The organism is Halobacillus mangrovi, from assembly GCF_002097535.1.
In the GTDB taxonomy this organism is placed as follows: Bacteria; Bacillota; Bacilli; order Bacillales; family Halobacillaceae; genus Halobacillus; species Halobacillus mangrovi_A.
This window is the reverse complement of the sequence record NZ_CP020772.1, coordinates 3,508,736-3,534,595: the sequence shown is the minus strand read 5'-3', so window position 1 is coordinate 3,534,595 and position 25,860 is coordinate 3,508,736. Positions and strand designations below refer to the sequence as shown.

The 25,860-nt window shown below is 42.9% G+C and carries 26 protein-coding genes; 22 read left to right on the top strand and 4 right to left on the bottom strand.

Going from position 1 to position 25,860, the window contains the following annotated elements; genetic code table 11:
• Positions 1–73: 73 nt before the first annotated feature.
• The 13 genes from HM131_RS17730 to HM131_RS17670 are packed head-to-tail and all read left to right on the top strand — an operon-like array spanning position 74 to position 11,088.
• Complete coding sequence (locus tag HM131_RS17730; protein ID WP_085031022.1) at positions 74–1,072, top strand: ABC transporter substrate-binding protein; 999 nt, start codon at positions 74–76, stop codon at positions 1,070–1,072.
• Entirely contained in the window at positions 1,035–2,099 is a 1,065-nt protein-coding gene (locus HM131_RS17725; RefSeq protein ID WP_085031021.1) for a FecCD family ABC transporter permease, read from the top strand. The genes HM131_RS17730 and HM131_RS17725 overlap by 38 nt, the downstream gene beginning before the upstream one ends.
• On the top strand, positions 2,096–3,562 hold the full coding sequence (locus tag HM131_RS17720) for an adenosylcobinamide amidohydrolase (RefSeq protein ID WP_085031020.1): 1,467 nt from the start codon (positions 2,096–2,098) through the stop codon (positions 3,560–3,562). Before HM131_RS17725 ends, HM131_RS17720 begins: the two co-directional genes overlap by 4 nt.
• 2 nt (positions 3,563–3,564) lie before the next feature.
• The gene (cbiB, locus tag HM131_RS17715; RefSeq protein WP_085032099.1) at positions 3,565–4,533 is read left to right on the top strand and encodes an adenosylcobinamide-phosphate synthase CbiB; all 969 of its coding nucleotides are present in this window, start codon (positions 3,565–3,567) and stop codon (positions 4,531–4,533) included.
• Positions 4,499–5,584, top strand: coding sequence for a threonine-phosphate decarboxylase CobD (gene cobD, locus HM131_RS17710; RefSeq protein WP_085031019.1), 1,086 nt, complete (start codon positions 4,499–4,501; stop codon positions 5,582–5,584). Before cbiB ends, cobD begins: the two co-directional genes overlap by 35 nt.
• Positions 5,572–6,108 carry a bifunctional adenosylcobinamide kinase/adenosylcobinamide-phosphate guanylyltransferase gene (locus tag HM131_RS17705; RefSeq protein WP_085031018.1) on the top strand — a complete coding sequence of 179 codons (537 nt, stop codon included), beginning with the start codon at positions 5,572–5,574 and terminating at the stop codon, positions 6,106–6,108. Before cobD ends, HM131_RS17705 begins: the two co-directional genes overlap by 13 nt.
• On the top strand, positions 6,105–7,574 hold the full coding sequence (locus HM131_RS17700; protein ID WP_085031017.1) for a cobyric acid synthase: 1,470 nt from the start codon (positions 6,105–6,107) through the stop codon (positions 7,572–7,574). Before HM131_RS17705 ends, HM131_RS17700 begins: the two co-directional genes overlap by 4 nt.
• Positions 7,571–8,365 carry an adenosylcobinamide-GDP ribazoletransferase gene (locus HM131_RS17695; protein ID WP_085031016.1) on the top strand — a complete coding sequence of 265 codons (795 nt, stop codon included), beginning with the start codon at positions 7,571–7,573 and terminating at the stop codon, positions 8,363–8,365. Before HM131_RS17700 ends, HM131_RS17695 begins: the two co-directional genes overlap by 4 nt.
• Positions 8,323–8,943 (top strand): histidine phosphatase family protein, encoded by a 621-nt coding sequence (locus HM131_RS17690; RefSeq protein WP_085031015.1) that lies wholly within the window; start codon positions 8,323–8,325, stop codon positions 8,941–8,943. The genes HM131_RS17695 and HM131_RS17690 overlap by 43 nt, the downstream gene beginning before the upstream one ends.
• The gene (locus HM131_RS17685; protein ID WP_198162671.1) at positions 8,895–9,293 is read left to right on the top strand and encodes a bifunctional adenosylcobinamide kinase/adenosylcobinamide-phosphate guanylyltransferase; all 399 of its coding nucleotides are present in this window, start codon (positions 8,895–8,897) and stop codon (positions 9,291–9,293) included. Before HM131_RS17690 ends, HM131_RS17685 begins: the two co-directional genes overlap by 49 nt.
• A gap of 15 nt (positions 9,294–9,308) precedes the next feature.
• Entirely contained in the window at positions 9,309–9,899 is a 591-nt protein-coding gene (locus HM131_RS17680) for a cob(I)yrinic acid a,c-diamide adenosyltransferase (RefSeq protein ID WP_085031013.1), read from the top strand.
• The gene (locus HM131_RS17675; RefSeq protein ID WP_085031012.1) at positions 9,896–10,375 is read left to right on the top strand and encodes an ECF transporter S component; all 480 of its coding nucleotides are present in this window, start codon (positions 9,896–9,898) and stop codon (positions 10,373–10,375) included. Before HM131_RS17680 ends, HM131_RS17675 begins: the two co-directional genes overlap by 4 nt.
• Complete coding sequence (locus HM131_RS17670) at positions 10,372–11,088, top strand: hypothetical protein (protein WP_085031011.1); 717 nt, start codon at positions 10,372–10,374, stop codon at positions 11,086–11,088. The genes HM131_RS17675 and HM131_RS17670 overlap by 4 nt, the downstream gene beginning before the upstream one ends.
• 46 nt (positions 11,089–11,134) lie before the next feature.
• Here HM131_RS17670 and HM131_RS17665 read toward each other — a convergent pair whose 3' ends face one another.
• A complete protein-coding gene (locus tag HM131_RS17665) occupies positions 11,135–12,298 on the bottom strand; it encodes a DUF4317 domain-containing protein (protein ID WP_085031010.1) in 1,164 nt (387 codons plus the stop codon).
• Positions 12,299–12,442: 144 nt separating this feature from the next.
• On the opposite strand from HM131_RS17665, the gene HM131_RS17660 reads away from it, so the two are divergent.
• From HM131_RS17660 to HM131_RS17650, 3 genes are all read left to right on the top strand, one after another.
• A complete protein-coding gene (locus HM131_RS17660) occupies positions 12,443–13,201 on the top strand; it encodes a cyclase family protein (RefSeq protein WP_085031009.1) in 759 nt (252 codons plus the stop codon).
• A 178-nt stretch (positions 13,202–13,379) separates the two neighbouring features.
• Complete coding sequence (locus tag HM131_RS17655) at positions 13,380–15,578, top strand: ATP-dependent helicase (protein WP_232324817.1); 2,199 nt, start codon at positions 13,380–13,382, stop codon at positions 15,576–15,578.
• A gap of 117 nt (positions 15,579–15,695) precedes the next feature.
• Positions 15,696–15,884, top strand: a complete 189-nt coding sequence (locus HM131_RS17650; RefSeq protein ID WP_085031007.1) for a hypothetical protein — start codon at positions 15,696–15,698, stop codon at positions 15,882–15,884.
• 73 nt (positions 15,885–15,957) lie between these two features.
• Here HM131_RS17650 and HM131_RS20805 read toward each other — a convergent pair whose 3' ends face one another.
• Positions 15,958–16,131 carry a hypothetical protein gene (locus HM131_RS20805; protein WP_157130859.1) on the bottom strand — a complete coding sequence of 58 codons (174 nt, stop codon included), beginning with the start codon at positions 16,129–16,131 and terminating at the stop codon, positions 15,958–15,960.
• Between the two features lie 178 nt (positions 16,132–16,309).
• Here HM131_RS20805 and HM131_RS17645 point away from each other — a divergent pair, with 178 nt between their 5' ends.
• The 3 genes from HM131_RS17645 to HM131_RS17635 all read left to right on the top strand — a co-directional run bounded on the left by HM131_RS17645 (position 16,310) and on the right by HM131_RS17635 (position 18,968).
• Positions 16,310–16,936: a class I SAM-dependent methyltransferase gene (locus tag HM131_RS17645; protein ID WP_085031006.1), complete on the top strand. Its 627-nt coding sequence runs from the start codon at positions 16,310–16,312 to the stop codon at positions 16,934–16,936.
• A 267-nt stretch (positions 16,937–17,203) separates the two neighbouring features.
• A complete protein-coding gene (locus HM131_RS17640) occupies positions 17,204–18,457 on the top strand; it encodes a hypothetical protein (RefSeq protein WP_232324816.1) in 1,254 nt (417 codons plus the stop codon).
• 82 nt (positions 18,458–18,539) lie between these two features.
• Positions 18,540–18,968 (top strand): GyrI-like domain-containing protein, encoded by a 429-nt coding sequence (locus HM131_RS17635; protein ID WP_085031004.1) that lies wholly within the window; start codon positions 18,540–18,542, stop codon positions 18,966–18,968.
• Between the two features lie 79 nt (positions 18,969–19,047).
• Here HM131_RS17635 and HM131_RS17630 read toward each other — a convergent pair whose 3' ends face one another.
• Both HM131_RS17630 and HM131_RS17625 read right to left on the bottom strand, forming a co-directional pair.
• The gene (locus HM131_RS17630) at positions 19,048–20,199 is read right to left on the bottom strand and encodes an MFS transporter (RefSeq protein ID WP_085031003.1); all 1,152 of its coding nucleotides are present in this window, start codon (positions 20,197–20,199) and stop codon (positions 19,048–19,050) included.
• 219 nt (positions 20,200–20,418) lie between these two features.
• Complete coding sequence (locus HM131_RS17625) at positions 20,419–21,306, bottom strand: LysR family transcriptional regulator (protein WP_085031002.1); 888 nt, start codon at positions 21,304–21,306, stop codon at positions 20,419–20,421.
• A gap of 196 nt (positions 21,307–21,502) precedes the next feature.
• On the opposite strand from HM131_RS17625, the gene HM131_RS17620 reads away from it, so the two are divergent.
• From HM131_RS17620 to HM131_RS17610, 3 genes are all read left to right on the top strand, one after another.
• Complete coding sequence (locus HM131_RS17620; protein ID WP_085031001.1) at positions 21,503–23,680, top strand: malate synthase G; 2,178 nt, start codon at positions 21,503–21,505, stop codon at positions 23,678–23,680.
• Between the two features lie 121 nt (positions 23,681–23,801).
• The gene (locus HM131_RS17615) at positions 23,802–24,515 is read left to right on the top strand and encodes a FadR/GntR family transcriptional regulator (RefSeq protein ID WP_198162670.1); all 714 of its coding nucleotides are present in this window, start codon (positions 23,802–23,804) and stop codon (positions 24,513–24,515) included.
• Between the two features lie 49 nt (positions 24,516–24,564).
• Entirely contained in the window at positions 24,565–25,848 is a 1,284-nt protein-coding gene (locus tag HM131_RS17610) for an FAD-binding oxidoreductase (protein ID WP_085030999.1), read from the top strand.
• Positions 25,849–25,860 lie beyond the last annotated feature (12 nt).

Genomic DNA, 25,860 nt, shown 5'->3' with positions numbered 1-25,860 from the left:
TCATGATGGTACACATCTTTTTATCTAAAGATGTGTTTTTTTGTGTGTTCAAAAACAAAAGGAGGGTTTACGAATGAACCATCTTTGGAAAAATTTATTATCCTTATTTCTTGTTATCGGCTTATTAACTGGCTGTACTTCTGGGGGGGATGAGGGAGCTGGATCTACAAGTGAAGATTCCCAAGGCCAGACAGAACAAGCAAATAGTGGAGAACAAACAGGTACGTCTTATCCATTTACTGCAACCGATGCGTTAGATCAAGAGGTGACTTTTGAAAAAGAACCTGAGAAGATCATTAGCACAATCCCGAGTAATGGGGAGATTCTTTTTACACTAGGCCTATCTGAAGAGATTGTAGGTGTAAGTGATTATGCAAATTATCCTGAGGAAGCTACTCAAAAAGAGAAGATTGGCGGACAGGATCTAAATGTAGAGAAGATCCTTTCCTTAGAGCCTGATTTAGTGCTTGCTCATGCATCAGGAGCGCACAATTCTGAACAAGCCTTAGAGCAGATTCGTGATGCTGGAATAAAGGTGTTTGTTGTTCAGGAAGCTACGTCTTTTGAAGCAGTGTATGAGAGCATTCAAACGATTGGTAAGGTTACGGGAGCTTCTGAGAAAGCAGAAAAAATTGTAACTGGCATGAAAGAAGATTTAGAAGCGATCAAAGAGAAAGCCAGTGGAATAGCTGAAGAAGACAAGAAAGACGTTTTTATCGAAGTATCGCCTGCTCCTGAAATCTATAGTGGAGGAAAGGGAACGTTTTTAAACGAAATGCTTCAAGCCATCAACGCGAATAACGTGGTTGGTGACCAGGAGGGCTGGTTCAAAATGAATAACGAGGCGATTGTAGAGTTACAGCCAGAAGTTATCATAACTACGTATGGCTATTATACAGAGAATCCGAAAGAAAAAGTGCTGTCTCGTGAAGGTTGGGGTTCTGTGCCCGCGATTGAAAAGGAACAGGTTTATGATGTCCATTCGGATCTTGTCACACGTCCCGGACCTCGCTTAGTTGAAGGGGTAAATGAACTTGGTAAAGCAATATATCCAGAAGTTTTCAGTGAATAAACCATTTCAATATAGTGCTAGCTTGTTATTTTTAGTGTTTTGTATCTTTTTAGGAACATCAATAGGAAGCGTAGCTATTTCTTTTGATGTGATTGCTCGTATTATAGGCGAGCAATTGCTTCCTTTTCTACATATGACAGAAGGTATCGATGAAATGCAGAAGGCGATCATCCTGAATATCCGCCTGCCTAGAGTGATTTTGGCTGCGCTCGTCGGGGGGGCGTTGGCCATAGCGGGGGCCGCATTTCAAGGCCTTTTGAAAAACCCGCTGGCCGATCCTTATACGTTAGGAGTTTCTTCGGGTGCTTCTGTCGGAGCAGTTGCGGTGCTTTTTTTAGGAATCACTCTACCCTTTGCAGGGGGATTTACCTTACCAGTTGTTAGTATCATAGCAGCTATTACAACGATATTTCTTGTTGTTGGCTTTACTAGATTGGTCGATCGTTCCATGTCGATGATGACGATTATCTTAACAGGAATCATCTTCAGTTCTTTCTTGGGATCACTGATCTCGTTAATGATTGCATTGACAGGAGAAGAGCTTAGACAAATTGTGAACTGGCTGTTAGGCAGTGTAGGAATGCGTGGCTGGGACTATGTTTATTTGATGCTCCCTTTTTTTATAATGGGGATTCTTCTCTTGCTGGTTTCGGGGCAGGAATTGAATGCGATGACTTTTGGAGAAGAGCGCGCGAAGCAGTTAGGTGTCCATGTAGAGCGTCAGAAGTATATCGTTTTAATTGCGGCATCGATTTTGACAGGTGCCTCAGTCGCTGTTTCTGGGACCATCGGATTTGTCGGACTTGTTATTCCACATATTTGTAGAAAGCTTTTCGGCAGTGACCACCGCCATTTAATTCCGCTCTGTGTTGTAAACGGCAGTGCGTTTTTGATTTTAGCCGATCTGTTTGCTCGTACAATTGTTTCTCCATCAGAGTTGCCGATCGGAGTAGTCACAGCCTTAATTGGAGCCCCTATGTTTGCTCTTATTTTAGTGAGAAGACGAAGAGGAGGACGATCCGCATGATTGAGGTCAATCAGCTATACGCCGGGTATGAGACGGATGTTTTAAAAGATGTTTCTTTCACTGTTCAAAAAGGAGAAATGTTTGGAATTCTTGGCCCTAACGGCAGTGGGAAGACAACTCTCTTAAAAGCCCTAAATCAAACTTTATCTAATATAAAAGGAGAAATAAGGATTGAAGGGCGTCCGGCTGTAGATTTAACTCCAAAGCAAAGAGCGAAGGAGATGGCTGTCCTTCCTCAACATCACACACTCTCTTTCTCTTTCCCGGTTGAGCAGACAGTTTTAATGGGACGTTATCCGTATCAAAAAGGGATTATTAAGCAGTGGACGGACGAGGATTACAAGATTGTGGATGAGGTGATGGAACAAACGGGAGTTAAGAGGTTTCGTCATAAATCGCTGCTTTCTTTAAGCGGTGGGGAGCGACAGAGGGTATTCCTCGCCCAGGCACTGGCCCAACAGCCTCAGATTCTGTTGCTCGATGAGCCGACCAATCATTTGGATTTCAGTTACCAAAAGACTATTTTAGACGGTTTAAAGGAGAGATCGATTCAAGAAGGTCTGACTGTCATTGCCATCTTCCATGATTTGAATCTAGCCAGCCTCTATTGTGATCGCCTGCTACTTTTAGAGGAGGGGCGCGTCAGAGCGTTACATACTCCGGAAAAAGTATTAGAAGAGACCCAGTTATCTGAGGTTTACCAGTCGAGCATAAACGTGCATGCCCATCCTTATTTCTCGAAACCACTAACGAATGTCGTTCCTAGTTTTACAGAAAGATTAGAAAAAGCGAGTGTAGATCCGAGTTATCTTGATATTTGCTCCGATCGAATTCATTACAAAAGTCCACGCCCCTTGAAATGTTATTCATCTGCGGTATTGCACCCAGGTTTCGGGTGGTATCGTGATTTTATTAACCTCCATGTTGACCATTCGTTTAATTGTGAGGATCCTGTTATGTATGTGAAAAACTATGCGGATGAACAAGGATTTCAGACCTGCGAAACGGTAGGAATGATGACGGCGGCAATGGTCGAAGACGTCTGTTTTAAAGTCAAAGAGGATGATGGATTCCGAGTGCTCGTCGTAGTGACCGCAGGTACAAGCAATGCCGTGGATGTGATTCACGCAAATCAGCATTTTCAACACGCTGTACCAGGCACGATCAACACATGGATTTTCGTAGACGGTGAATTGTCAGAGCAAGCTTACGTGCAATCGGTGATCACAGTAACAGAAGCTAAGGTAAAAGCAATGATGGAGCTTAATATCCGGGATGCCATATCTGGGACGCTCGCGACCGGAACATCCACGGATAGTATATTAATCGCAAGCACTCAGGAAGGAGAGAGATTAGAATATGGAGGTCCCATTTCTCCTTTAGGGAGGAAGTTAGGTAAAGCGGTATTTGAAACAACAAAGTTGGCAATCGAACGCTATTTAATACGAAGAGGTGAGAACTGATGGTGTCTCATCTGATCGCAATTACGGTAGCGTACGGACTAGACTGGTTATTTGGGGATCCAAAAGGAATGCCTCATCCAGTGATAGGGATGGGCAAGCTGATATCTGTTTGTGAAAAAGCTTGGAATCAAGGCAGAGGCAGAAAAATCAAAGGGGGGTTGATGGGGGTACTCGTCATTGGTCTCAGTTTTTTCATCAGTTTTGGACTAGTTGAGCTGCTCTCCGCTTGGAATTACTATGTAGCGATTGGTTTAGAAGCTGTACTGATTTGGACGACCATCGCTGAAAAAGGACTTCGTCAAGCTTCAATGGATGTTTATCGTCCATTAAAGGAGCGAGACTTTCCGAGTGCTAGAAAGCACCTATCCTACATCGTTGGGCGCGATACCGATCATTTAGAAGAGGCCGGGATAGCCCGTGGAACGGTGGAAACAGTAGCGGAGAACATTAGCGATGGTGTAACCGCTCCACTATTTTTTGCGTTGATTGGAGGCGCCCCTCTTGCTATGGCTTATCGAGCCGTAAACACATGCGATTCAATGGTAGGTTACAAAAATGCACGCTATGAGGAGTTTGGATTCATCTCTGCCAAATTAGATGACCTCTTCAATTTAATTCCAAGCAGGTTAACATCACTTGTGATGATTATCGTTTCCTCTATTTCTTTAAAAGAAAAACAAAAGCTGCTTCGGGAACTCCCCATACAGGCCCGCCGACACCCAAGCCCAAACAGTGGCTGGGGAGAAGCTGCAGCGGCTCTAGTCCTTGGTGTACAGTTAGGTGGGATCAATTACTATTTTGGTGAAAGATCAGAACGCCCGACGATTGGAAACGCCTTGCGAGCACCGATGGCGTACGATATTGAAAAGGTGAATCATCTTTTATCTAAAACGGTCTGGATATGGATTTTATTACTTTGTTTAGGAGGGATGGGAATTGAACTGGCCTTCACATGGAGCGAATCCGATTAAGCTTTATAAAGAAATGAGTGCAGAGCAACCAGCCTCTGTGGTTGATTTCAGTGTGAATACCAATCCATTGGGTTCCCCGGATGGTTTGAGGTCCCATTTAGAAAAAAGCCTCGAAAAGATTCACAATTACCCTGATCCAGACAGTGAACGTTTGCATCAGAGACTAGCTAAACAACATGAAGTAACTCAAAACCAGGTACTAGTCGGAAACGGCGCATCCGAAATGATTTACCTATTGGCCCAACTTTGGCAGGGCCAGCGTGTAGGTATTGTACAGCCTACATTTTCTGAGTATCAAAAGGCATGTGACGCCTATGGATGCAAGATTTATCCGATCATGTTAGAGGAGGAGCATCAGTTTGATTTAAATCCTTCGAATTATAGGCCATTTCTCGATTTGATTGACGTTCTTTTTCTTTGTCATCCGAATAACCCGACAGGCGCCGTATACAAACCGCATATCTTACAGGATCTCATCCGTCAATGTAAAGAAAAAGAAGTAGTGGTTGTAATTGATGAGGCGTTTTACGATTTCGTGGCCGACGTTCCATTTTATTCTCCACATGTTATTGAGAATTCAAATGTTATTCTCCTTCGTTCCCTGACAAAAATGTTTGCAATTCCTGGACTGCGTCTCGGGTATGCGGTGGGTGAGCCTTCTCTAATTAAGCGGATGAAAATGTACCAACCGACCTGGAGTGTCAATTCTTTTGCAGAAGAGGCGGGACTTTATTGTTTAGGTAAATCTCGTTTCCAACAGCAGACCGCAGAAGCGATTTCTGTTGAGAAGCGTTCCTTATTTACCAAGCTTAAAGAACTGGGGTATCGGCCTATTACGACACAAACGAATTACTTTTTAATGAAAGATCCCTTTCATGAAGATACAAAAGCAATGATTGGATTTTTGCTTAGGCGAGGTGTGATCGTAAGGCATACCTACAATTTTTTATCTCTAGAAGGAAGGTTTGTGCGGGTAGCGATTAAACGGAGAGAAGAAAACGAACGACTCTTATCCGCGCTTCAAAGGTGGAGGTTTCTATGTTCACCTTAATCATCGGTGGAGTACGTAGTGGAAAAAGTACATTTGCTGAAAAGCTGGCTGCACAATCAACTAGGGACCCTCTTTATTACATAGCGACGAGCGTCAATACAGATGAAGAAATGAATGAACGGATATTGAAGCATCAGATAGCACGAAAGAATGCCCCGAAGCAATGGGTCGTCTTTGAGTATCCTACTCGTCCTTCCATTATCAAACTACCAAAAGATACAACGGTCCTGCTTGATTGTGTGACAACGTGGGCCACGAATGAATGGATGGAGAGAGTAGAGACAGACACTATTGATGAACTCATTAACCGAATGGTTACAGAGGTCGAGGAAATGATGCAGAGCGCCGCACATCTCATTTTAGTATCAAATGATCTGTTTTCGGATGCTATGGGTTATGAAGCAGTGATAAAGGAGTACCTGAAGTTGATGGGCAAGCTTCATCAGCAACTCGTAAAAAAAGCCGATCGTGTCGTGAAAATGGAGTTTGGCTATCCGCAAGTAAAGAAAGGAAGAATTCTATGAAAGGAATCATGATCCAGGGAACGGCATCGAACGTCGGGAAAAGTTTAGTGGTCACTGCCATTTGCCGTTGGCTTACTAATAAAGGATATTGTGTGGCCCCCTTCAAGTCACAAAACATGTCTAACAACTCGTATGTGACAGAATTTGGAACAGAAATCGGACGGGCGCAGGGGGTCCAGGCGGAAGCGTGTAAAACGATTGCTGTTCCGGAAATGAATCCCATTCTGTTAAAGCCGAAAAATGATCAGACATCAGAAGTCATCTGCCTGGGGAAATCAATTGAGGCGTTCTCCGGGAGTGGATACCGGACGCATTTCTATGAGACAGGAAAACAAGCCATTGCAGAAAGTCTTGCCTTATTAGAAAAACAGTTTGACTTTACGATCATCGAAGGAGCAGGGAGTCCGGTTGAAGTGAACTTGAATGACAGGGAGCTTGTGAACATGGCGGTCGCAGATATTGCAGATGTGCCTGTCCTACTCGTTGCGGATATCGATCGAGGCGGCGTATTCGCATCGATTGTTGGGACCCTGGAGCTCTTGCCGGATTTTCATCGAAAGAGAGTAAAAGGGATTCTTATTAATAAATTCCGTGGCGACCCCGAGTTGTTTATCGATGGAGTCGATTGGCTGGAAAAGTACACAGGAATCCCCGTGCTTGGTGTTTTACCCTATACGGCTCATGAAATTGAGGCGGAGGATTCGTTGTCCATCAGGGCAGACAAAGTTTCTTCAGCAGCCAACGCCTTAGACATTGCTGTGGTTGTATTTCCGTATCTATCAAACTTTACAGATGTCGATCCGTTTTATCAGGAGGAAGATGTAAGCATCCGATATGTATATCGAAAAGAAGAATTAGGTGCACCAGATGCTGTGATCCTGCCTGGTACGAGAAGTACGATAGAAGATTTAGAGGAAATAAGGAATCGCGGAATTGAAGAAAAGCTGCTTACTTATATTCGAAAAGGCGGAACGATTGCAGGAGTTTGTGGGGGCTATCAGGTGCTTACCGAACAATTGATTGAAGGAGATAAAGTGATTAGCGGAATGGGTATATTTCCGATCACAACTATTTTTCAAAAGGTAAAGAAGACTTATCGAATCAAAGGTGTTGTTCATTCAAAGAGCGGCTTCCCGTCTAGTAAAGTAGAAGGCTATGAAATTCATCTTGGTGACATGAAGAGGGGGAAGGAAAATCTTATCCCTTTGTTCTCTCTTAATAATGGAGAGGAAGGAACTGTCCTTGATGAAGGGAGGATTATTGGTACTCACCTCCATCATGTCTTTCACAATGAACAATTCCGAACAGCATGGCTCAATCGATTAAGAGTCAAAAAAGACATTCCTATACCTACTGCTCGTTTATCAAAAAAGGATCCTTACGATCAGCTGGCTGAAATGTTTGAGAGCGAAGTAGACACAAGTGCTTTACTTAATCTTATTGACGACGGAGTGAGGGAGGAATGAAACCATACATACAGGGATTCGTTTTAGCTATTCAATTCTTCTCGGTATTCCCAGTCAAACGGGAAATTCCTATGGAACAAAAGCAGCTTAGAGGAGCAATCATCAGCTTGCCATGGGTGGGGATAATGATAGGTCTTTTCCCTTTTATGTTCACTTGGTTTTTCCTTGAATATACGGAAATGTCTACGTTTGGTGCAGCGGGGCTCACGATGGCATTAAGTATCATCGGAAGCGGAGGCATTCATTTAGATGGGTGGATGGATACAAGCGATGCGTATTTTTCCTATCAACCAAAGGAAAAGAGGCTTGCCATTATGGAAGATCCCCGGACAGGCGCGTTTGGGGTTCTTTCTGTCATCGGACTTCTTTTCCTAAGGTTTATCTTTATTTATGAAACACTAAACGTTTCTTTTTCAACGTTTGCGTTCGGGGTGCTAGCCATCCCATTTCTAGCCCGGTTGCTGCTTGTCTTTCATTTTTCTTGGACACCGTTAGCAAAAGAAAATGGACTGAGTCATTGGTTTGCCTCAGCTTTTTCAAAAGGAGTGCTATGGGCAAATTTAGTTAATTTCGTCGTTTTGGGAGCTGCAGCGGCCCTGATTGACCTAGACCTTCTGTATAAGCTTGCCCTTTTATTTCTTGCTGCAGGGGGTCTTTACACGACGAGTCGTTCAATAGCCCTCCAGTCTTTTGGCGGAATGACTGGAGATGTGCTCGGGGCATCAGTAGAAGGAGGCGAAACTTTTTTATGGATCGTGTTGTGGATGTCTACCTTATTCGTCATGGGCTAACAGAAGGAAATATAAGAACACAGTATATCGGATGGAGTGATCTTCCTCTTCACCCGGAGGGGGTGGAAGCTTTAAACACCACTCGCCTCCTCATCCCTAACGTTGATATGGTTTGGACAAGCGATTTAGTCCGGTGTGTCGACACCGCAGCCAAACTATTTCCTGAGAAGAAAGTAAGGAAAACGCAGTTGCTTCGTGAAATTCACTTTGGGGATTGGGAAAGGCACACGTACGAAGACCTAAAAAACAATGTCTTATATCGGAAGTGGGTATCAGCACCTGCTTCGACGGCACCTCCGGGAGGAGAGCGGTATCAAGTGTTCCGGGCAAGGATTGAACATTGGCTCCTTTGTTTTTTCTCCGAATTAGTCGAGCATCAAGATTGGAAAAGTACAGCTGTCATCACCCATGGAGGGGTACTACGAGAGCTTATGCATTGGCTCGAACGGGACTCAAAATCCATCTGGAATTGGAACGCTCAGCCTGGAGAGGGCTATCATCTTCAGATGAAACAAGGGAGGGGTCAAACGTGGACTTTGTTACAGGCGGAGCTTATAACGGCAAAGGTGAATGGGTAAGGAAAACACTTCTAGAAACAGTGAATGAAGTGACATGGATAGATGTGGCTAGTGAAAAGATCTCTACTCCAGATACTAGCACACTAGTAGTAGAGAATCTGGAATACATTGTAAAAGAACATGAGCCGACCAATGCTTTCGAAAAATTGGAAGAAATCTTGCGTTGGGAAAAGAGAAGAAGCAGTCGCATGGTTATCTTGATTGGAACCGATACGACAAAAGGAATCGTTCCTCTCGAAAGATCAGACCGGGAGTGGCGTGATCGAACGGGGTTTTTATATCAAGAGATGGTGAAGAGAGCAGATCATGCTTTTCTCATATGGTTTGGATTAGGAGAAAAACTAAAATAACAGGAGGCAGATGTGATGAGACTTTATACAAAAACGGGAGATAAGGGGCAGACAAGTGTCATCGGGGGACGTGTCGATAAAGATGATGTACGTGTAGAAGCTTACGGGACTGTTGATGAGGCGAATAGTTTTGTAGGAAAGGCCCGTACAGAATTAGATTTGTCTGTCGAAAAATTAAAGCAAGTAGATCAGGAACTCGAGCGAATCCAACATGAGCTTTTTGATTGCGGAGGAGATTTAGCCAATAAAAAATCGAATAGGATGTTTAAACTGGAGGAAGAGAGTATCCTTTGGCTGGAAGAACGGATGGACGCTTATATTGAAGAAACGCCTGAATTAAAGCGGTTCATTCTTCCAGGAGGATCCGATGCCGCGGCAACCATTCATATTGCGCGAACCGTTACCAGAAGAGCAGAGCGTCTTGTGGTTTCTTTGAACAAAATAGAAGAGGCCCCTGAAGTATGTTTAAGGTATTTAAATCGACTATCCGACTATTTCTTCGCTGTGAGCCGCTACATCAATTATGTCAATAGCAATCCTGATGTAGAATACATACGAAGTAAAGAAGTTTTTCGAGGTAAACCAAAGAAAAAGGATAAGAAATGAAGCGTTTTGTACTCTTAGCTTTGTTTGTCTCTCTTTCAGCAGTCGGAGGCTTTATCAAAATCCCTCTTGGCCTTGGAAGTATTGCCCTGGATGCTGCGCCTGCCTTGGCTGCATCAATAATCTTAGGGCCGTTAGGGGGAGCCGTAGTTGGAGGTCTTGGACATTTTTTGTCTGCCTTAACAGGCGGTTTCCCACTGGGGCCTTTCCACCTTTTCATTGCCGGGGAAATGGCGCTTCTTTACGCTATTTTCTATTATCTTTACTCCATTCAAAAATGGATCGGATCTATTTTCTTCTGGTTTGGAAACAGCCTTTTGCTGCCTCTTCCTTTTTACTTTTTAATGAGTGCGGCTTTTTACTATACTCTAGTGCCGGCGCTTCTAATTGGATCGGTGATCAACTTAATACTATTTATGGTTGTCGTTCCAAAACTCAGCATGTTAATTAGATCTAATCAAGAGGTGGTGAAGCCGTGAGAGATGTCTGCTATGTTTCTGTTGATGAGACTTATGAAATCGTAATTAGCTCCGATAATGCGGCTAACATCGGTGAAAAAGTGGGCGATCAGATTCAAGCACCTTACAGTTTGGTAGCGAAGTCATTATTTCGGGTCGCGTTCATGGAAAATCGAGCTGTTGGTGCTCAACCTTTAGCAGTTGTTTTATATAACTTTTCAGATGCTTCCGTTTGGGCCGAGTGGGTACAGACCATTAAGCAGCAGATGAGCACATTGGGATTAGAGGCACCGATCACAGGGAGTACGGAATCCAATTTCCCTTTGCCTCAGTCGGCTTTTGGTTTATCCATTATCGGAAGAGTAGAAAAGCGAAAGACAAAGGACCGGGAGACCCCTGAGGGCGCAAGGTTTGCGGTGATTGGAGAACCACTTGTAGGAGAAGAAGTAATTACACACCAAGAGCGTATGGTACCGTTGTCAAAGTTCGAACAGGTGGTGCAACATAAAGCTGTCTATGAAGTCTTACCAGTTGGTTCAAAAGGGATTGAAAATGAAATAATACTTTTGCTTCAAATCAATGGTCTTTCTACATCCTTTCAGTTGAATTGTGATTTAGATCTACATAAATCAGCTGGTCCTTCCACATGCTTTATTATCACTTATGAAGAGAGTAACGAAGCGGACATTCGGGCATTGGCAGGAAATTTTTTTCATGCATTAACTATTTTGTAGTAAAAAAACAGGCTCCCTATTAGAAATAATAGGGAGCCTGACCTCATTAATCGAAAGCCTCAGGAAGCATCTTGAAGCCGTCAATCTCTGCATCCTCTTCCACTTCAATCATAATATAACGTTTTCCCTTGTTATTTACCTGCTTCACATATTGAAGATCCTGAGGGCTGATCGAAATGTTGGCGATTTTTGTGTTGATTTTGATCGATTTTGATTTGTATTTTGGTACGATGCTGCTTGCTTTTAGCTCGTAGGCGTCCTCTTGAGTCACTCGTTGAAAAGCAGTTTTGACTTTTTCTGAATCGACTTGTTCACCGCTTTGTGTTAAGACACGCTCCACATCTTTATAATCAAGTTTAGGTGGTTCATCATCTTCATTTTCTTCCACCACACGGTTGATTTCTCCATAGACATTCGCAAGGGTGGAGGGGTTCATTTGATCACCGACCACGTCTTTGATGACTTCTTCGAACACTGCTTTGTCCTCTTTTGCTGTCATAACCTCTTCTCCGTTTAACACATCTTCTATAAAGCGATAATCTGGTTCGTTGGCTTTACCAGCAGAATAAAGGACATGGTTTACATCAGAAGTTCCTTCCGTAATGCATGGAAAAAGAAAGCCGGACATTGGATTTTTAAGGTCAATAACCGGGTCCACTTCAATTTTGTATTTGAATTCCTTCTCGACATAGTCAAATTGGATCTCTTTTTTAGGTTCCTCCGTTTTGTTAATACTGCACAAAATGAAGGGATTGGAGTAAACGGCATCTCGTTCACTTTCTTCTGCTTCGTCATTCCGACGTTTCGTAGGCTTCAAGTATTCTGCACGAATGAAGGTGATGACAACATCCTTTTCATATGGATTGTCCGATATTATTTTCTCAGTCATTTTCAGCATTTCAGCTTTCCAATCCTCGATTTCGCTGCTTAACAATCCTTTATGTAAGATGAGTTGACTGTGATCTTCAGCCTCGCGTTGAAATTTCAATTCGAACAACTTTTCATCAAGCTGCCCAGTCAGCACCTTTTTGAAATTGTTCATAAATAATTCCTGCTGATCCCGGTCGAGCATTTCAAACGTTTGGCTCTGGTGGTGATAGATATCTGTGGTTTCTTTCATGATATAGACGTTGAAAATATCAGAGATCTTCAATAAGTCATTGTCCAGTTTAAATTGTCTGCGAATACCCGCTATATCTTTTTTGTCCATCGGTCGTTCACTCCTAAATTAATCTTTCATTCTATGGTTCTTCTATTTTATCACAGGGTTCATGGAATCACGGGAAGGTTTGTGTAAGGTTTACGCGTATATAGTAAATGAGGATAAATCAAAACGATGAAAGGAGTTTTTTAATTGAACATCCTTGATTTAAGTGTCCCGTTAAGCCCAACAGTAAAAGAGCCTACACCCCCTTCGATCCAGTACCACTCTCACAAGGATGGGGCTTTGCAAGCAGCAGAGCACCTCGGAATTACACCGGACGACCTCTACAAGGGGAAAGCATGGGCCACAGAAGATGTGAGTGCCAGTACTCATTCCGGGACACATGTAGATGCTCCGTATCATTATGGTGAAACCTCAGAAGGGAAGCCGGCACGTACAATAGATCAATTGCCTGTAGAGTGGTTTTACGGTGACGGTGTTCTCTTTGATTTTAGCGACAAAGAGAAGGGATACGAGATTACTTCAAATGACTTAATGGATCAGCTAGCAATGATGGATTATACGTTAAAACCATATGATATTGTGTTAATTCGGACGGATGCTGATAAACAACTCTATGAACCGCATTATGCCTTTTGCCACGCCGGAGTTTCAGCAGAGGCTACTCGCTGGTTAATTGAACAAGGGATTAAAGTGATGGGAATCGATGCCTGGGGCTGGGACATCCCACTAGATGTTCAAGTAAAAAACTACAAGCAGGACCCTGAGCATAATCGTATATGGGATGCTCATTTTGTCGGGATTGAGAAGGAGTATTGTCAGATTGAGAAGTTAGCCAATTTAGATCAGATCCCTAAACGTCATGGATTCAAAGTGAGCACCTTTCCTGTGAAAATCGAAAAGGCCAGTGGTGCGTGGGCTCGTCCTGTGGCTATTTTTGATGAGTAATCGCCTTTGGAGTTCTAGAATTTAGGTAGATTCTAAACTTTATAGAAGATATAATGAGTAAAGGATAGTGAGAATGTCACTCTCAATCGTTTGAAATGAATAGATGGAAGAAGGATTCTGTGCCTTCTTCCATCTATTTTTCTTTGCTATAAACACGATAAAAGGAAGGAGTGCCGCTATGGATTTCTTTGAATGGGTAGGAAAACACACAGGCGTTCAATTAAATGACGTTCAGAAACAGGCAGTTTTGCATACAGAAGGACCACTGCTTTTGCTTGCCTCGCCGGGTTCAGGCAAGACTACGACGCTCAACATGAAAATCGGTTATCTTTTGTTAGAGAAAAAAGTAAGTGCGGAGCGGATTATGGCCATTACGTTCAGTAAAGCTTCCGCGCAAGATATGTCAGATCGTTTCGACCACTTCTTTTCTAACCTAACGAATGATCAAGTTCATTTTTCAACGATTCACAGCTTCGCATTCAAAGTTGTTCGCGAGTGGTTGAGAAAGAACAGGCTAGATTTTCAGCTAATCGAAGGGAACATAAGTGATGAAGAGTTGAAAAAGGGGTGGGACGGTCCTGACATCCCTCTCCATAAGAAATTCATTTTGAAAAAGCTCTATGAGGATACAAACGGAGCGCAGATATCGGATGACGATATGGATGAACTGATGACTTATATTAGTTTTGTGAAAAACCGGATGCTCCAGGGAAAGGTACTCGAACGGGTTCGGTGCAATGTTAAAAACGCAATAGAGATTTTTCGAGCGTATGAACGTTTCAAGAAAAAGCATACAAACAGGCTTTTACTGGACTTTGACGATATGCTTACCTATTGTCATCAAATTTTGGTAGACGATCAAGACATCCTGTCAAAATATCAACAGCAGTTTGAGTACATTTTGACTGATGAAAGCCAGGACAATTCTGTCGTCCAGCATGAGATTGTCGAGCTGCTGGCTCAACCACAAAACAACCTTTGTATCGTAGCGGATGATGATCAGTCCATTTTTATGTGGCGAGGGTCAGATGTGACGAAGCTATTGCAGTTTGAAAAGACGTACCGCGAAGCAACGGTGATGACGATGTCCCAAAACTACCGGTCATCACAGGAAATCGTGAAAGCATCGAATCAATTCATTAAACGAAACCAAAACCGCTACCCAAAGGAAATGTTTACAAACAACCCATCCGCTCAACCGATTGAAATCAAATCGATGCGAAACTATGAAGATCAGCTGCAGTACGTCACCGAAGAAATAAGAAAGAGCGGGGGAACGGAGGAAGTCGCCGTCCTATATCGAAATAATGCATCAGCGGTACCGCTTGCTGACAAGCTTGATAAAGCGGGGATCGATTTTTATATGAAGGACATTGATGCGAAGTTCTTCAAACACTGGATCGTCGAAGATATGCTGAACTTCATGCGGTTTTCTTATAATAAAAGTCGCGTGGATATCCTTGAGAGAATCCATACGAAGTTCAATGCGTACATCTCTAAGCAGCAAATCGCTTTATTGAAAAAGAAAAACAGTGGAACATCCGTTTTTGAAGCGTTGCTCGAAAGTGATATCCCATCGTACCAGCAAAAGGCATTGCCTAAAGCAGAAAAGCTGTTCAAAGATATCAACCAAATGGAACCCGACAAGGCGATACGAACGATACGTGAGAAACTCGGTTACGACCGTGCCATCACTAAGATGTGTGAAAAATTCGGATTCAACGCCGAGCACCTTTTCGGGATTTTGGATACGCTAGAAAAGATCGCCGAAGGCCTTGGCACGCTGAAAGGTTTCGCAGATCGCTTGAAAGAGCTTGAAAACCTGATCCAAACGTCGAAGTTCAACAAGAATAAAAGTCCGCTAACCCTGACCACCTTTCACAGTGCCAAAGGACTGGAATACGACAAAGTTTATATGATTGACCTCATCAACGGTGTTGTACCTTCCAAGGACGATATGGACCGTTACCGAAATAAAGAGTATGGGCCTATTGAGGAAGCTGTCCGGTTATTTTATGTGGGCATGACGAGAGCAAGGACCAACTTGGAACTCTTAACGTATAACTACAAAGGAAACGAACGTGTAACAGAATCAATGTTCGTGACGAATGTGAAAAAAATCATTAAGCCAGCAGGTGAAAAATCTTCTACGAAGAACCATATCCGAGCTGACTTGTCAGATGAGAACTTGCTTCAGCTTGATGAAATAGAACTGGGGAGAGAAATTATCCACCGGAAGTTTGGTCCTGGGGTTATTAAGGAGTACGGCGGGGATCAAATAGGGATTCAATTTGATGAAGCAGGTTATAAGGAATTGCTTGTGGAGGTTTGTATCAGCAATGGTTTGCTAAGAAATAAGGAAGAAAATGTAAAGTAATCATAGATTAAATGAACCCTATGCTCTCTATAGCAATAAATGCCGAATCCTTCTATGAAACCTTTATTATAGAAAGTTGTTATTCTGGCAATACTGTTGCTAGAAAGGGTGATGAGCATGACTTATATGGAGAAGACGAACAAAGTGATGGAAGAGTTGATCTCAGGCGAGCGTTCACAATTTGGAAATTACTCCTACCATCAATCAACATTCACCGATGGACAAGAAGAATTTGAAGATTGGGAAGTACGGCAATTCATCTTAAATCATTTTTTAACTTTGGAAAACTTGAAGAGGAATGCATAAATAAAATCTCATCGAAGATAGAAAAGATGCCTGGGCCAATTCGCTATTTAATAGCGAATTGGCCCAGGCATTTTTATTCTTCTTCGTTAACATCAATAGCTGCCGTATTGTTGTTCATATAAGCAGCAGACAATTCATCATCTTTTTTGTGTCCACTTTCGAGCTGGACGTTAAGCTTCTGATTAGTTGCTCCTCGGTCTGTGCCTTTCGGATTGTTTTTCTTTTGACTCTTTTTGTTTTTACTCATAAAAACCCTCCTTAGAGAAATCGTTTTTATTATGCCTCGATCTTTCATATTTAATCTTATCTCTATTCAATTTCTGCTTTTTATATTAAGTTTTAGATAGACTACTTTTGTAAGAAGAGTGAATAAGATGAAAATAAGACCGCGAATTAACTAATAAAATGAAAAAGGCGGTGACGGCATGAACATCGATCAACAGAAAAAACTGTTCAATAAACAAGCCAAAAAGTACTCCAAACGGGCGAGGAAGAAAACTCCAGATCATCAATGGCGTCAGAAACTTCTTAGCTCAGCAAACGGAAAGATCTTAGAGGTATCCGCAGGGGCGGGGACGAACTTTCAATACTACCCTAAGGACGCTTCTATTCTTGCCGTGGACCTCAGCCCTGCAATGATACAGCACGCGAAAGAGGTTGCGAGCGAGACGGACAGCCATGTGGACTTTTTAGTTGCCAATGTTGAAGAACTAGATTTGCCGGAAAACTCGTTTGATACGGTCGTTTCTACGTTATCGATGTGTGCCTATCCAAACCCTGAGAGAGTATTAAGCCTGTTAGCAACATGGTGTAAGGACGATGGCCAGGTTTTACTAATGGAACATGGGGTTAGCTCGAATCGGATTATCTCTAAGCTCCAGCATGTTTTTGACCCGCTCTTTAATAAGAGAGTAGGCTGTCACATCAACCGTGACATCATAAAATTAATTGAGGCATCACCATTAGAAACAAGCCGTATAGAGAGCGCATTATTCGACGCTGTTCACCTCGTATGGGCTAAGCCAGATTCACGACCATTAAATGATGCTTAACTAAGGGTTTCGATCATTCTTTGAAATGACCATCCAAGCGTCTTCATTGAAAAATTTTCCGCTTCTGTATAGGATGAGGTCATTGATTCATTGAGATAATAAACGAACTCTCGTAACTATAGAGCTTCGTCCTCATTAGATAGGAGAATGATTGTGCGCCGGCTTTCAAACGATTTGTACATATTTTATTCATTTGTGTTCTTACTGGATGTCATCCACCTTTTTTGGAATAACTCCGTTTTATATATAATCATAGGTGTTCTGGGGATGATAATGACGGGGATCAGCTTTCCGCGTTCGGATCGTGTATTTAAAATTCTTGGAGTCATTCTGTTGGCTGCCGGAATTTTTTTCTTTTTTTCAGGCGAAGCAACATTTAGCGACATTCCGTTGTACTTTGCTGGGAATATCAGCTTATTATTCCTGCTTTCTATGCTTCCTTGGATGAACAGTGTCGTAAAAGCAGGGAGATACAACAAGCTCCTCCAATCTCTGCTTGGCAGTAATGCTAAAGGGTTAGGTGGATTATACGTGCGAAGTGAAATCACGATGGTATCTCTAGCAGCTTTTTTGAATTTATCATCCGCAACGATTTCTCAAGACTTATTGAAGGAACAATTGAAAAAAGTAAACACAAAGGTGCGTAACAGCTTCATATTGATGGCGACTTTAAGAGGGTACTCCCTGGCATTGCTATGGAGCCCGCTTGAAATATTGCTGGCTACTTCGATCTTTATTACAGGTGCCAGCTACTTAGAAGTGCTGCCATGGATGCTGTTGATTGCTGTTCTGGGTATCTCTATTGATTCCTTGATAGGAAAAATAATATTCAATAAACGGGAAATCGAAGAAAGTTTATCTTTAGATAAAGGTTCCGGCCAAAGCAAACGAAAACTTATGCAATTTATTATGGCACTTGTGCTCTTCTTATCCTTTGTTGTCTTTTTAGGAAATGTTGTTCAATTGGACTTCTTGTTTGCCGTGACCATCGCTATTTTTCCTTTTGCCTTCTTGTGGGCTATGCTCGTAAATAGGAAAAAGAGCTTCCTACAGATTGGCTTGCCCACTTGGAAATGGAAGACCAATCATTTGAGCAATTTTATAGTTTTGCTGTTATCACTATCTTTTTTAACACAAACATTGAACGCATCTCCATATTTAAAATACCTGCAAGATCCAATTGTCGCTCTTGAAGGGAATCCACTGCTGATCATGTTATTCATCCAGGCCGCATTCCTTGTGATGACATTATTAGGCGTACATCCGATTGCGACGATGGGGATTTTTGGAGGCGTAAGCGAATTATTGATCGGGGCCTTTCCACCAGCTACATTGACGATCCTTCTAGCCGCCTGCGCGATTGCTACGGTACCGTCTGCCCCCTATGGACTGATCGTCACGATAACATCAGTGGCGCTGCGGATGAATCCGTATCAAATCGTCCTGAGGAACTTGCCATACAGTCTATTGTTAGGTTTTCTCGGCATCGGGGTGGCATTGCTTACACTGCTGATCTATTAAAAAGAGCAGCTTTCCTTGAATGATAGAATGAGAGATGTAAGGTCATATTCAAACTTACAATGGTTAAAGAGAGGGTGCCTATATGAAACAGAAAGTAAAAGAGTTCACGAGGGACAGATACTTTGTTGGAATGAAGCACCCAGATCTCCTATCCTTTCATCAATCTGTGGACTTGCCAGCGTTTTGGACAACTTTCACGGAACGATTTTATAAAAGCGATATATGCCATCTGATCGACAGAAAAGAAGCCATCGGATATATAAGTTTTTTAAATGAAAGTCACTCGTATGAATACTATGCCGCTTGTGAAGTGGGGGAATTCGGGGAAACAGATGGATTTGAAAAAATTGTGATCCCAATGGGGGAGTATTTATTTTTTGATATTCGTTTTGCGGATAAAGAGTCAGAGATCACATCTGTATTGGAATCTTTAGATCAACTTCCTGACTTTTGTTTTGAATTCTATCCGGAAACTTTCAACCATGAGGAAGAGGATCTACCCTTTTCTTAGTCATTCCAAATCGTTAGGATTCATCACTTCATACGAAAAAGCCAGACCCTTATGGCATCACCCAGGGCCTGGCTTTTTTCTATTCTTTCACTTTGTACATCCATAAAGCAATAAAGAAAAATCCTCCGCAAATAGCACTGATCCAGCCGAATCCACCTAAAAGTTTAAATGAGGCAGATACATAGCCAAAGCCCAGGCCAACGATCACCAGTGTCACGTTTCCGCCTAAGGACCAGAACGATTCAATGGTGGCTCGCTGTTCGGGACCAATTTGGTGGTGCAGATACCCAGCTACTACTGGTTCGACGGGCCCATCAAAAAGATAAATAACAAAAATGAGGGCAATGCCGATCCAGCCAGGTGAAAACGTCAATCCGAAAAATCCGAGAGTAAAGACAGCTAAGACGATCAAGAGAAGAATTTGTGTTTTGAACCTTCGAGTTAAGATATGAGCGGACAATTGACCAGGAAGACGAATGAAAAAAAACAGCGCCATAAATAAACCGAACGATCCTACTGGCATCCCGGCGTCTCTTAAATAGAGCTGCCAAAATTCATCTAGGAAGGTGAACGAAGCACCGAGAATCATCCCGGAGAGCAGGCTCATCCAGAGCTCGGGATGGGAGCGCAGTACCTGAAACGATGTGCGAATGTGTGCAACGGCTGATTCTTGCCCCTTTGTTCTTTCCGGCTCAGATAAAAACAGGGCGAGAAAGAACGCTGCACTTAAAGCCATTAGCGAAACCCAGTAGTTTACAATCAGTCCATAGTTTGCGGCTATCCAGCTTCCAAGAAAAGCGACAGCGATTGTCGTCACGGTACTGATGGCTTGCAGGTAACCCACATGCTTTTCAAACTGAATTTGCTTTTTTTCTTCCATCAACTTGTCATACACATACGCATATAAAGCTCCACTGCTGCATGCTGTTCCGATAGCGGCAAGAAACACAGCGAGACCAAAGTGCCAAAATTCACTCGCACCGATGAGAATGGCGAACTCTAGACAGCCAAAAATAGCTGCCATTTGAATCATTGGTTTGCGTCCAATTCGATCGGCAAGTATTCCGGTAGGAACTTCCGCACTGATAATGGTTAAGGCATAGATGAGCTCTGTCCAGACAACCATCTCCACATTCATGCCGCGCATTTCCCAGAACAGCCGTTCAATGACATACGCGGGCACGAAGCTTTGTAAAAATCCGATAACGTATAATAGTCGGATGTTTTTCATAACCGGTCCTCCTTTTCCTTTTGTCTAGATCAGACATAGGAAAAGGGGGAGCACGCTCACACGTTTTGGTTACAAATTAACAAGGAGGTCGAATGATAAGTGACATAACAAGATCTCCTTCCATTGATTATAGTTTCAGTATAATTGGTTTTCGTTGTGGAAAAGAGCGAAATCGGTCGTATCCGTATATAGATAGGCAACCCTAACAAGTTTTACCCCTTACGCTTCTGCCATATATTCCTTCGACATATCGATAAACTCACGCACAGCAAACGGCAGGTACTTGTTCTTTTTCCAGACCATTCCAAGCTCAAGACTAAGGCTCGAATGCTCGAGCGGAATCGCCACGATTTCTCGGTTTTTAATATCTGTAGCAATCTGACTTGGCAGCAAGGCGATACCTACTTTGGCCTCGACCATTTCAATCATGAAGTCTCGATGTGAGCTGTGGCAGACGACATTCGGGTAAAAGTTTTTGCTTTTACATTCTTCGATGATCCGATCGTGGAGCGTAAAGTCCTCTCGATAAAGGATGAAGGATTCTTTTTTCATTTCTGCTAAATTGATAGATGACTTTTTAGCAAGCTCACTTTCCTTATGCACAAGCAGCATAAGTGGATCATTGATAACTTCGAGCGTGTCGAAACTGTCAGATTGGACAGGCAGGTTGCACACAAGTCCAATATCCAGCGAGCCGTCCTCGACGCCCTGTTTGATCATTTTTGAGCCGACTTCGCTTAACAGGATTTTAATTTGAGGATATCGATCGCGGTAATAACTGATAATCTTTGAAAAAAAGGCAGCCCCAGTGATCGGAGGGATGCCAATTTTGATTTCACCTTTTTTTAAATCGATAATGTCACCTAGTTCTGAAGTGAGATTATGAAAGGCGTCCAGGACACTGATGGCGTTCACGAGCACGGCTTTCCCTGCATCGGTCAATTGCAGCTGTTTAGATCGGTAAAATAACGGAACGCCTAATTCGGTTTCCAGCTGTTTGATCACTTTGCTTAGGGATGGCTGAGAAACATGCAGGGAGGCGGCTGCTTTTGTAAAACTTAATTGTTTAGCTACCTCTGAAAAATACTCCAAATGACGAATATCCAAAAAGAATCTCTCCCCTTTTTCTGGCCAAATAGCTATCTCTCAACGATCAACTCAGTTATAACTAAATGGAATAATATGAATTCCAAATATATATTTTCGATATGGTAATTTTTATTATATGATAAATAACGACGAATAGATAGAATAATGTGACAATTTATGAAAGCGTTTTATATCAATGAAGGAGGAATGAACTGTGAAAGACTACGTAACGGTTGGCAAACTTCAGGTTGCACCTGTCCTGTATGAGTTCATCAACAAAGAAGCAATTCCAGAAAGCGGAGTTTCGAGTGATGATTTCTGGTCAGGCTTAGAAGCGATCGTTCATAATCTTGCTCCGGAAAACAAAGCGTTATTGCAAAAACGTGAGGAGATTCAAAATAAAATTCACGAGTGGCATAAGCAAAACTCTAAGGGCGATGCGGATGCTTATAAATCCTTTTTAAAAGAATTGAACTATATTGAACCGGAAGTGGAAGATTTTGAAGTATCGACGGAGAACGTTGACGATGAAATTGCCGTGCAGGCGGGGCCTCAGCTTGTTGTTCCGGTTAATAATGCCCGTTATGCGATCAATGCAGCCAATGCACGCTGGGGCAGTTTGTATGATGCCTTGTACGGAACTGATGCGATTAGTGAGGAAGGCGGGGCTGAAATCAAAGGGGATTACAACCCTGTACGCGGAGACAAAGTTATTGCTTATTCGAAAAAGTTCCTAGATGAAAATGTACCTTTGGACAGTGGATCCCATAAAGATGTGAAGACTTATCAAATCATTGATGGCCACTTGTCCGTAACGTTTGAGAATGAAGAAACAGCAGGTTTAAAAGACGACACTCAGCTTGCAGGTTTTGTCGGTCAACCGGATGCTCCTAAAGGGGTACTGCTGAAAAATAATGGTCTTCACTTAGAGATTCAAATTGATCACAACGATTCAATCGGCAAGACAGACAAAGCAGGTGTGAAAGATATTCTCGTGGAATCAGCGGTTACAACGATCATGGACTTTGAAGATTCTGTCACCGCGGTCGATGCGGACGACAAGGTAGAAGTATATCGTAACTATTTAGGGCTTCTGAAAGGTGATTTGTCCGTTACATTCAATAAGGGCGGTAAGGAAATCAAACGTGAGCTCAATCCTGACCGGACATACAAGACTCCGGAGGGCGGGCAATTGACGTTGTCTGGTCGTTCTCTTATGTTTGCACGTAATGTCGGACATTTGATGACAACAGATGCAGTTCTAGATGAAAACGGAGAAGAAATTCCAGAAGGGATCATGGATACTGTAATTACTGGGCTGCTTGGGAAGCATGATGTGCTGAACAATGGCCGTTATCAAAATTCAGCTAAAGGTTCGGTGTATATCGTAAAACCGAAGATGCACGGATCCAAAGAAGTCTCCTTTGCGAATGACTTGTTCAACCGTACAGAAGATTTAATGGGTTATAAACGCAACACACTGAAAATCGGTGTGATGGACGAAGAACGTCGTACGACACTCAATCTGAAAGCATGTATCAATGAAGTGAAGGAGCGGGTCGCTTTTATTAACACAGGGTTCCTGGATCGTACCGGAGATGAAATTCATACCTCAATGGAAGTCGGACCAATGATCCGTAAGAACGATATGAAAGGTTCGGCCTGGCTGAATGGCTATGAAAAATCAAACGTTCGCGTCGGTCTGGCCAGTGGTTTCCGTGGTAAAGCTCAGATCGGTAAAGGGATGTGGGCGATGCCAGATCGGATGGCAGAAATGCTGGCAACGAAAGATGGACAGTTGAAAGCGGGAGCCAATACCGCCTGGGTTCCTTCACCGACAGCAGCTACGCTGCATGCGCTTCACTATCACCAGATCGATGTTGGGAAAGTGCAAGCAGACATGTCCAAAGATCATGGCGATCTGAAAGATGACATTTTGCAAATCCCCGTTGTGGAGAATGCGAACTGGAGTCCTGATGAGATCCAGGAAGAGATGGATAACAATGCTCAAGGAATTCTCGGCTATGTCGTCCGCTGGGTGGAGCATGGCGTAGGATGCTCGAAGGTTCCGAATATCAACAACGTGGATTTAATGGAAGACCGTGCAACACTCCGTATTTCCAGTCAGCACATGGCTAACTGGCTTCATCATGGCATCGTAACGAAAGATCAGGTGCTTGAGACGCTGAAGCGTATGGCGAAAGTCGTTGACGAGCAAAATGCGAATGATCCTGAGTATGTACCGATGTCTCAGAATTATGATCAGTCCGTCGCTTTCCAGGCGGCCTGTGACCTCGTTTTGAAAGGATATGATCAGCCAAGCGGATATACAGAACCGATTCTGCACCGCCGCCGCAGGGAAGCCAAAGCAAAAATCTATGCAAATAAATAAATTCCCACACAACAAGAGCCATTAACTAGTACGTTAGTGGCTCCTGTTGTATCTATGAACTTTCAACGTACAACGTATGAAGGAACTTATCAGATATGTGATGTCCGAAAGGGTGAGTGTTTTGGAAGTAGAAAAGATTTCGCCTAAAAAAGTATCCGAACTTGTGGAAGAGCAAATGGAAACCTTCATTCATTCCGGGAAGTTTCAGCCCGGGGAAAAACTGCCATCAGTTCGTGAACTTTGTGATCTTTTTGATGTAGGACGGTCGGCTGTAAGAGATGCGATGACTTCGTTAAAAGGAAAAGGCCTGGTGGAGATCAGGCATGGGGAAGGAATGTATATCTGTCAGTTTGATCCGACGAAGCTGCTCAACCATTACCTGCTTTTACCTGATGGGAAAGACACCAATGCCTTATTTCAAGTGAGAGAAATGCTTGAGGCTGGTATGGTAAAGTTGGCCGCCCAATGCCGGTCAGTCGAAGGGTTAGAAGCTATGAAACTTGCGATCGAAGAAATGAAAACGAAGGAAGAAGATCAGGGAATAGCGGATTATAACTTTCACCGTGCGATTGCCAGTGCATCAGGGAACCATATCCTGTTCCAGCTGATGGAGTTTATTTCAGCAATCACTAAGAAATCGATGATTGATTTTCATAGGACAATCTCGTCAGATGCTAGACTTCTTGCAGAAATCATCGGACAGCATGAGCGAATCTATGAAAAGGTTGCTGCGAAAGAGGTGGAGCAATCTTGCGATGAAATGATGGCTCACTTGGAGTATGTGCGAAACCTTATGAGAGAGAACAATAAAGAAAATTCATTGAGCAGCGGCTGATCGTTTGAAAAAATTTTATCCCAATAAGAAACAAAAGAGGGTGTGATGGATGAATATGAAAGGGATATCAGAGCAAGATGTTTCTTTGAAGGACAAGTTCGCTAACAAAGGTGCGAAGGTTTTGAAACCGACGACAGAAGCAGAGATATCAGAAATCGTTCGTGAGGCAGATGAAGAAAATATAAATCTTACTATTGAATCAGGAGGAACGAAACGTGGGTATGGCGGTGTGAAAACAGCTTATGATTGGACACTTTCTTTGAGTGATTATAAAGGAGTAGTCGAACATAATGTCGGTGATATGACGGTGACGGTCAGAGCGGGTACAACCATTACAGAGCTTCAAAATTTTCTCCGTCAGCACAATCAAATGGTTTCCATTGATCCAGATTGGCCTGATCAAGCAACCATTGGTGGAGTTATCGCTTCAAATGAAAGCGGTTGCAAAAGGTTGAAGTATGGATCAGCGAGAGATTTAGTCATCGGGTTGAGGGTCGTTTACCCGAACGGTGAAATCATCCGTACAGGAGCAAAGGTAGTCAAAAACGTGGCCGGATATGACATGAACAAGCTTTTCATAGGGGCAATGGGAACGCTTGGAGTCATTACCGAAATTACCATGAAGCTTCGACCGATTCCTAAGTATGAAAGCCTCCTTCAAGTGTCGGTTCCTGAAGAAAAAATGGATGAATTGAAGACATTGGCTGTCGCTATCCAGGATTCTGTGATCGAGCCTGTGTCACTTGAGCTCGTAAACCCAAACTTATCAAAAAAATTGACCGGGCGTGAAGAGTACATGCTTTTGGTCGCTTTTGAAGATGTAGAAAAATCGGTTCGTTATCAGGAAGAGTGGGTGGAAAACCATAAGTCTGAAAGTGCATTTATTCAAGTCATACGGCAAGATAAAGCGCGGGAGTTCTGGCGGACGTTCTCGACACTTGCCCCTAACAGTCTCACAGATGGACAAACCGGCAGCATCCAAGCAATCTTGAAAATTGGCAGTAAAAATATGGATGTGTTTCAGATCATGAAAGACTCAGGCACCATCACCTCCTCCGTATCCATCGAAGCTCATGGCGGCATGGGGCATGGGATCAGTCAATATACGTTAGCCGGTGAGGAAGCAGAGGTTTTGGAAGCGATTCGGGTGCTTAGAAAAATAGCCGAGAGTAAGAAGGGATACGCCATTGGAAAACACTTGCCGTACAAGCTTCGGAAAGAGATCGACGCCTGGGGAGAAAAAACATCATCTTTTTTCTTATTTGAAGGCATCAAGCAAAAAGTCGATCCAAGGAACACACTGAACCATCAACGGTTTATAGGAGGGATTTAAATTGCTTAAGGA

Coding starts and splice junctions, on each gene's coding strand:
- HM131_RS17630 (WP_085031003.1), bottom strand. CDS start 20,199: ATGAAAAACATCCGACTATTATACGTTATCGGATTTTTACAAAGCTTC.
- HM131_RS17635 (WP_085031004.1), top strand. CDS start 18,540: ATGAAACAGAAAGTAAAAGAGTTCACGAGGGACAGATACTTTGTTGGA.
- HM131_RS17650 (WP_085031007.1), top strand. CDS start 15,696: ATGACTTATATGGAGAAGACGAACAAAGTGATGGAAGAGTTGATCTCA.
- HM131_RS17680 (WP_085031013.1), top strand. CDS start 9,309: ATGAGACTTTATACAAAAACGGGAGATAAGGGGCAGACAAGTGTCATC.
- HM131_RS17695 (WP_085031016.1), top strand. CDS start 7,571: ATGAAACCATACATACAGGGATTCGTTTTAGCTATTCAATTCTTCTCG.
- HM131_RS17675 (WP_085031012.1), top strand. CDS start 9,896: ATGAAGCGTTTTGTACTCTTAGCTTTGTTTGTCTCTCTTTCAGCAGTC.
- HM131_RS17645 (WP_085031006.1), top strand. CDS start 16,310: ATGAACATCGATCAACAGAAAAAACTGTTCAATAAACAAGCCAAAAAG.
- HM131_RS17730 (WP_085031022.1), top strand. CDS start 74: ATGAACCATCTTTGGAAAAATTTATTATCCTTATTTCTTGTTATCGGC.
- HM131_RS17610 (WP_085030999.1), top strand. CDS start 24,565: ATGAATATGAAAGGGATATCAGAGCAAGATGTTTCTTTGAAGGACAAG.
- HM131_RS20805 (WP_157130859.1), bottom strand. CDS start 16,131: ATGAGTAAAAACAAAAAGAGTCAAAAGAAAAACAATCCGAAAGGCACA.
- HM131_RS17705 (WP_085031018.1), top strand. CDS start 5,572: ATGTTCACCTTAATCATCGGTGGAGTACGTAGTGGAAAAAGTACATTT.
- HM131_RS17700 (WP_085031017.1), top strand. CDS start 6,105: ATGAAAGGAATCATGATCCAGGGAACGGCATCGAACGTCGGGAAAAGT.
- HM131_RS17640 (WP_232324816.1), top strand. CDS start 17,204: ATGATAATGACGGGGATCAGCTTTCCGCGTTCGGATCGTGTATTTAAA.
- HM131_RS17690 (WP_085031015.1), top strand. CDS start 8,323: ATGGATCGTGTTGTGGATGTCTACCTTATTCGTCATGGGCTAACAGAA.
- HM131_RS17665 (WP_085031010.1), bottom strand. CDS start 12,298: ATGGACAAAAAAGATATAGCGGGTATTCGCAGACAATTTAAACTGGAC.
- HM131_RS17655 (WP_232324817.1), top strand. CDS start 13,380: ATGGATTTCTTTGAATGGGTAGGAAAACACACAGGCGTTCAATTAAAT.
- HM131_RS17720 (WP_085031020.1), top strand. CDS start 2,096: ATGATTGAGGTCAATCAGCTATACGCCGGGTATGAGACGGATGTTTTA.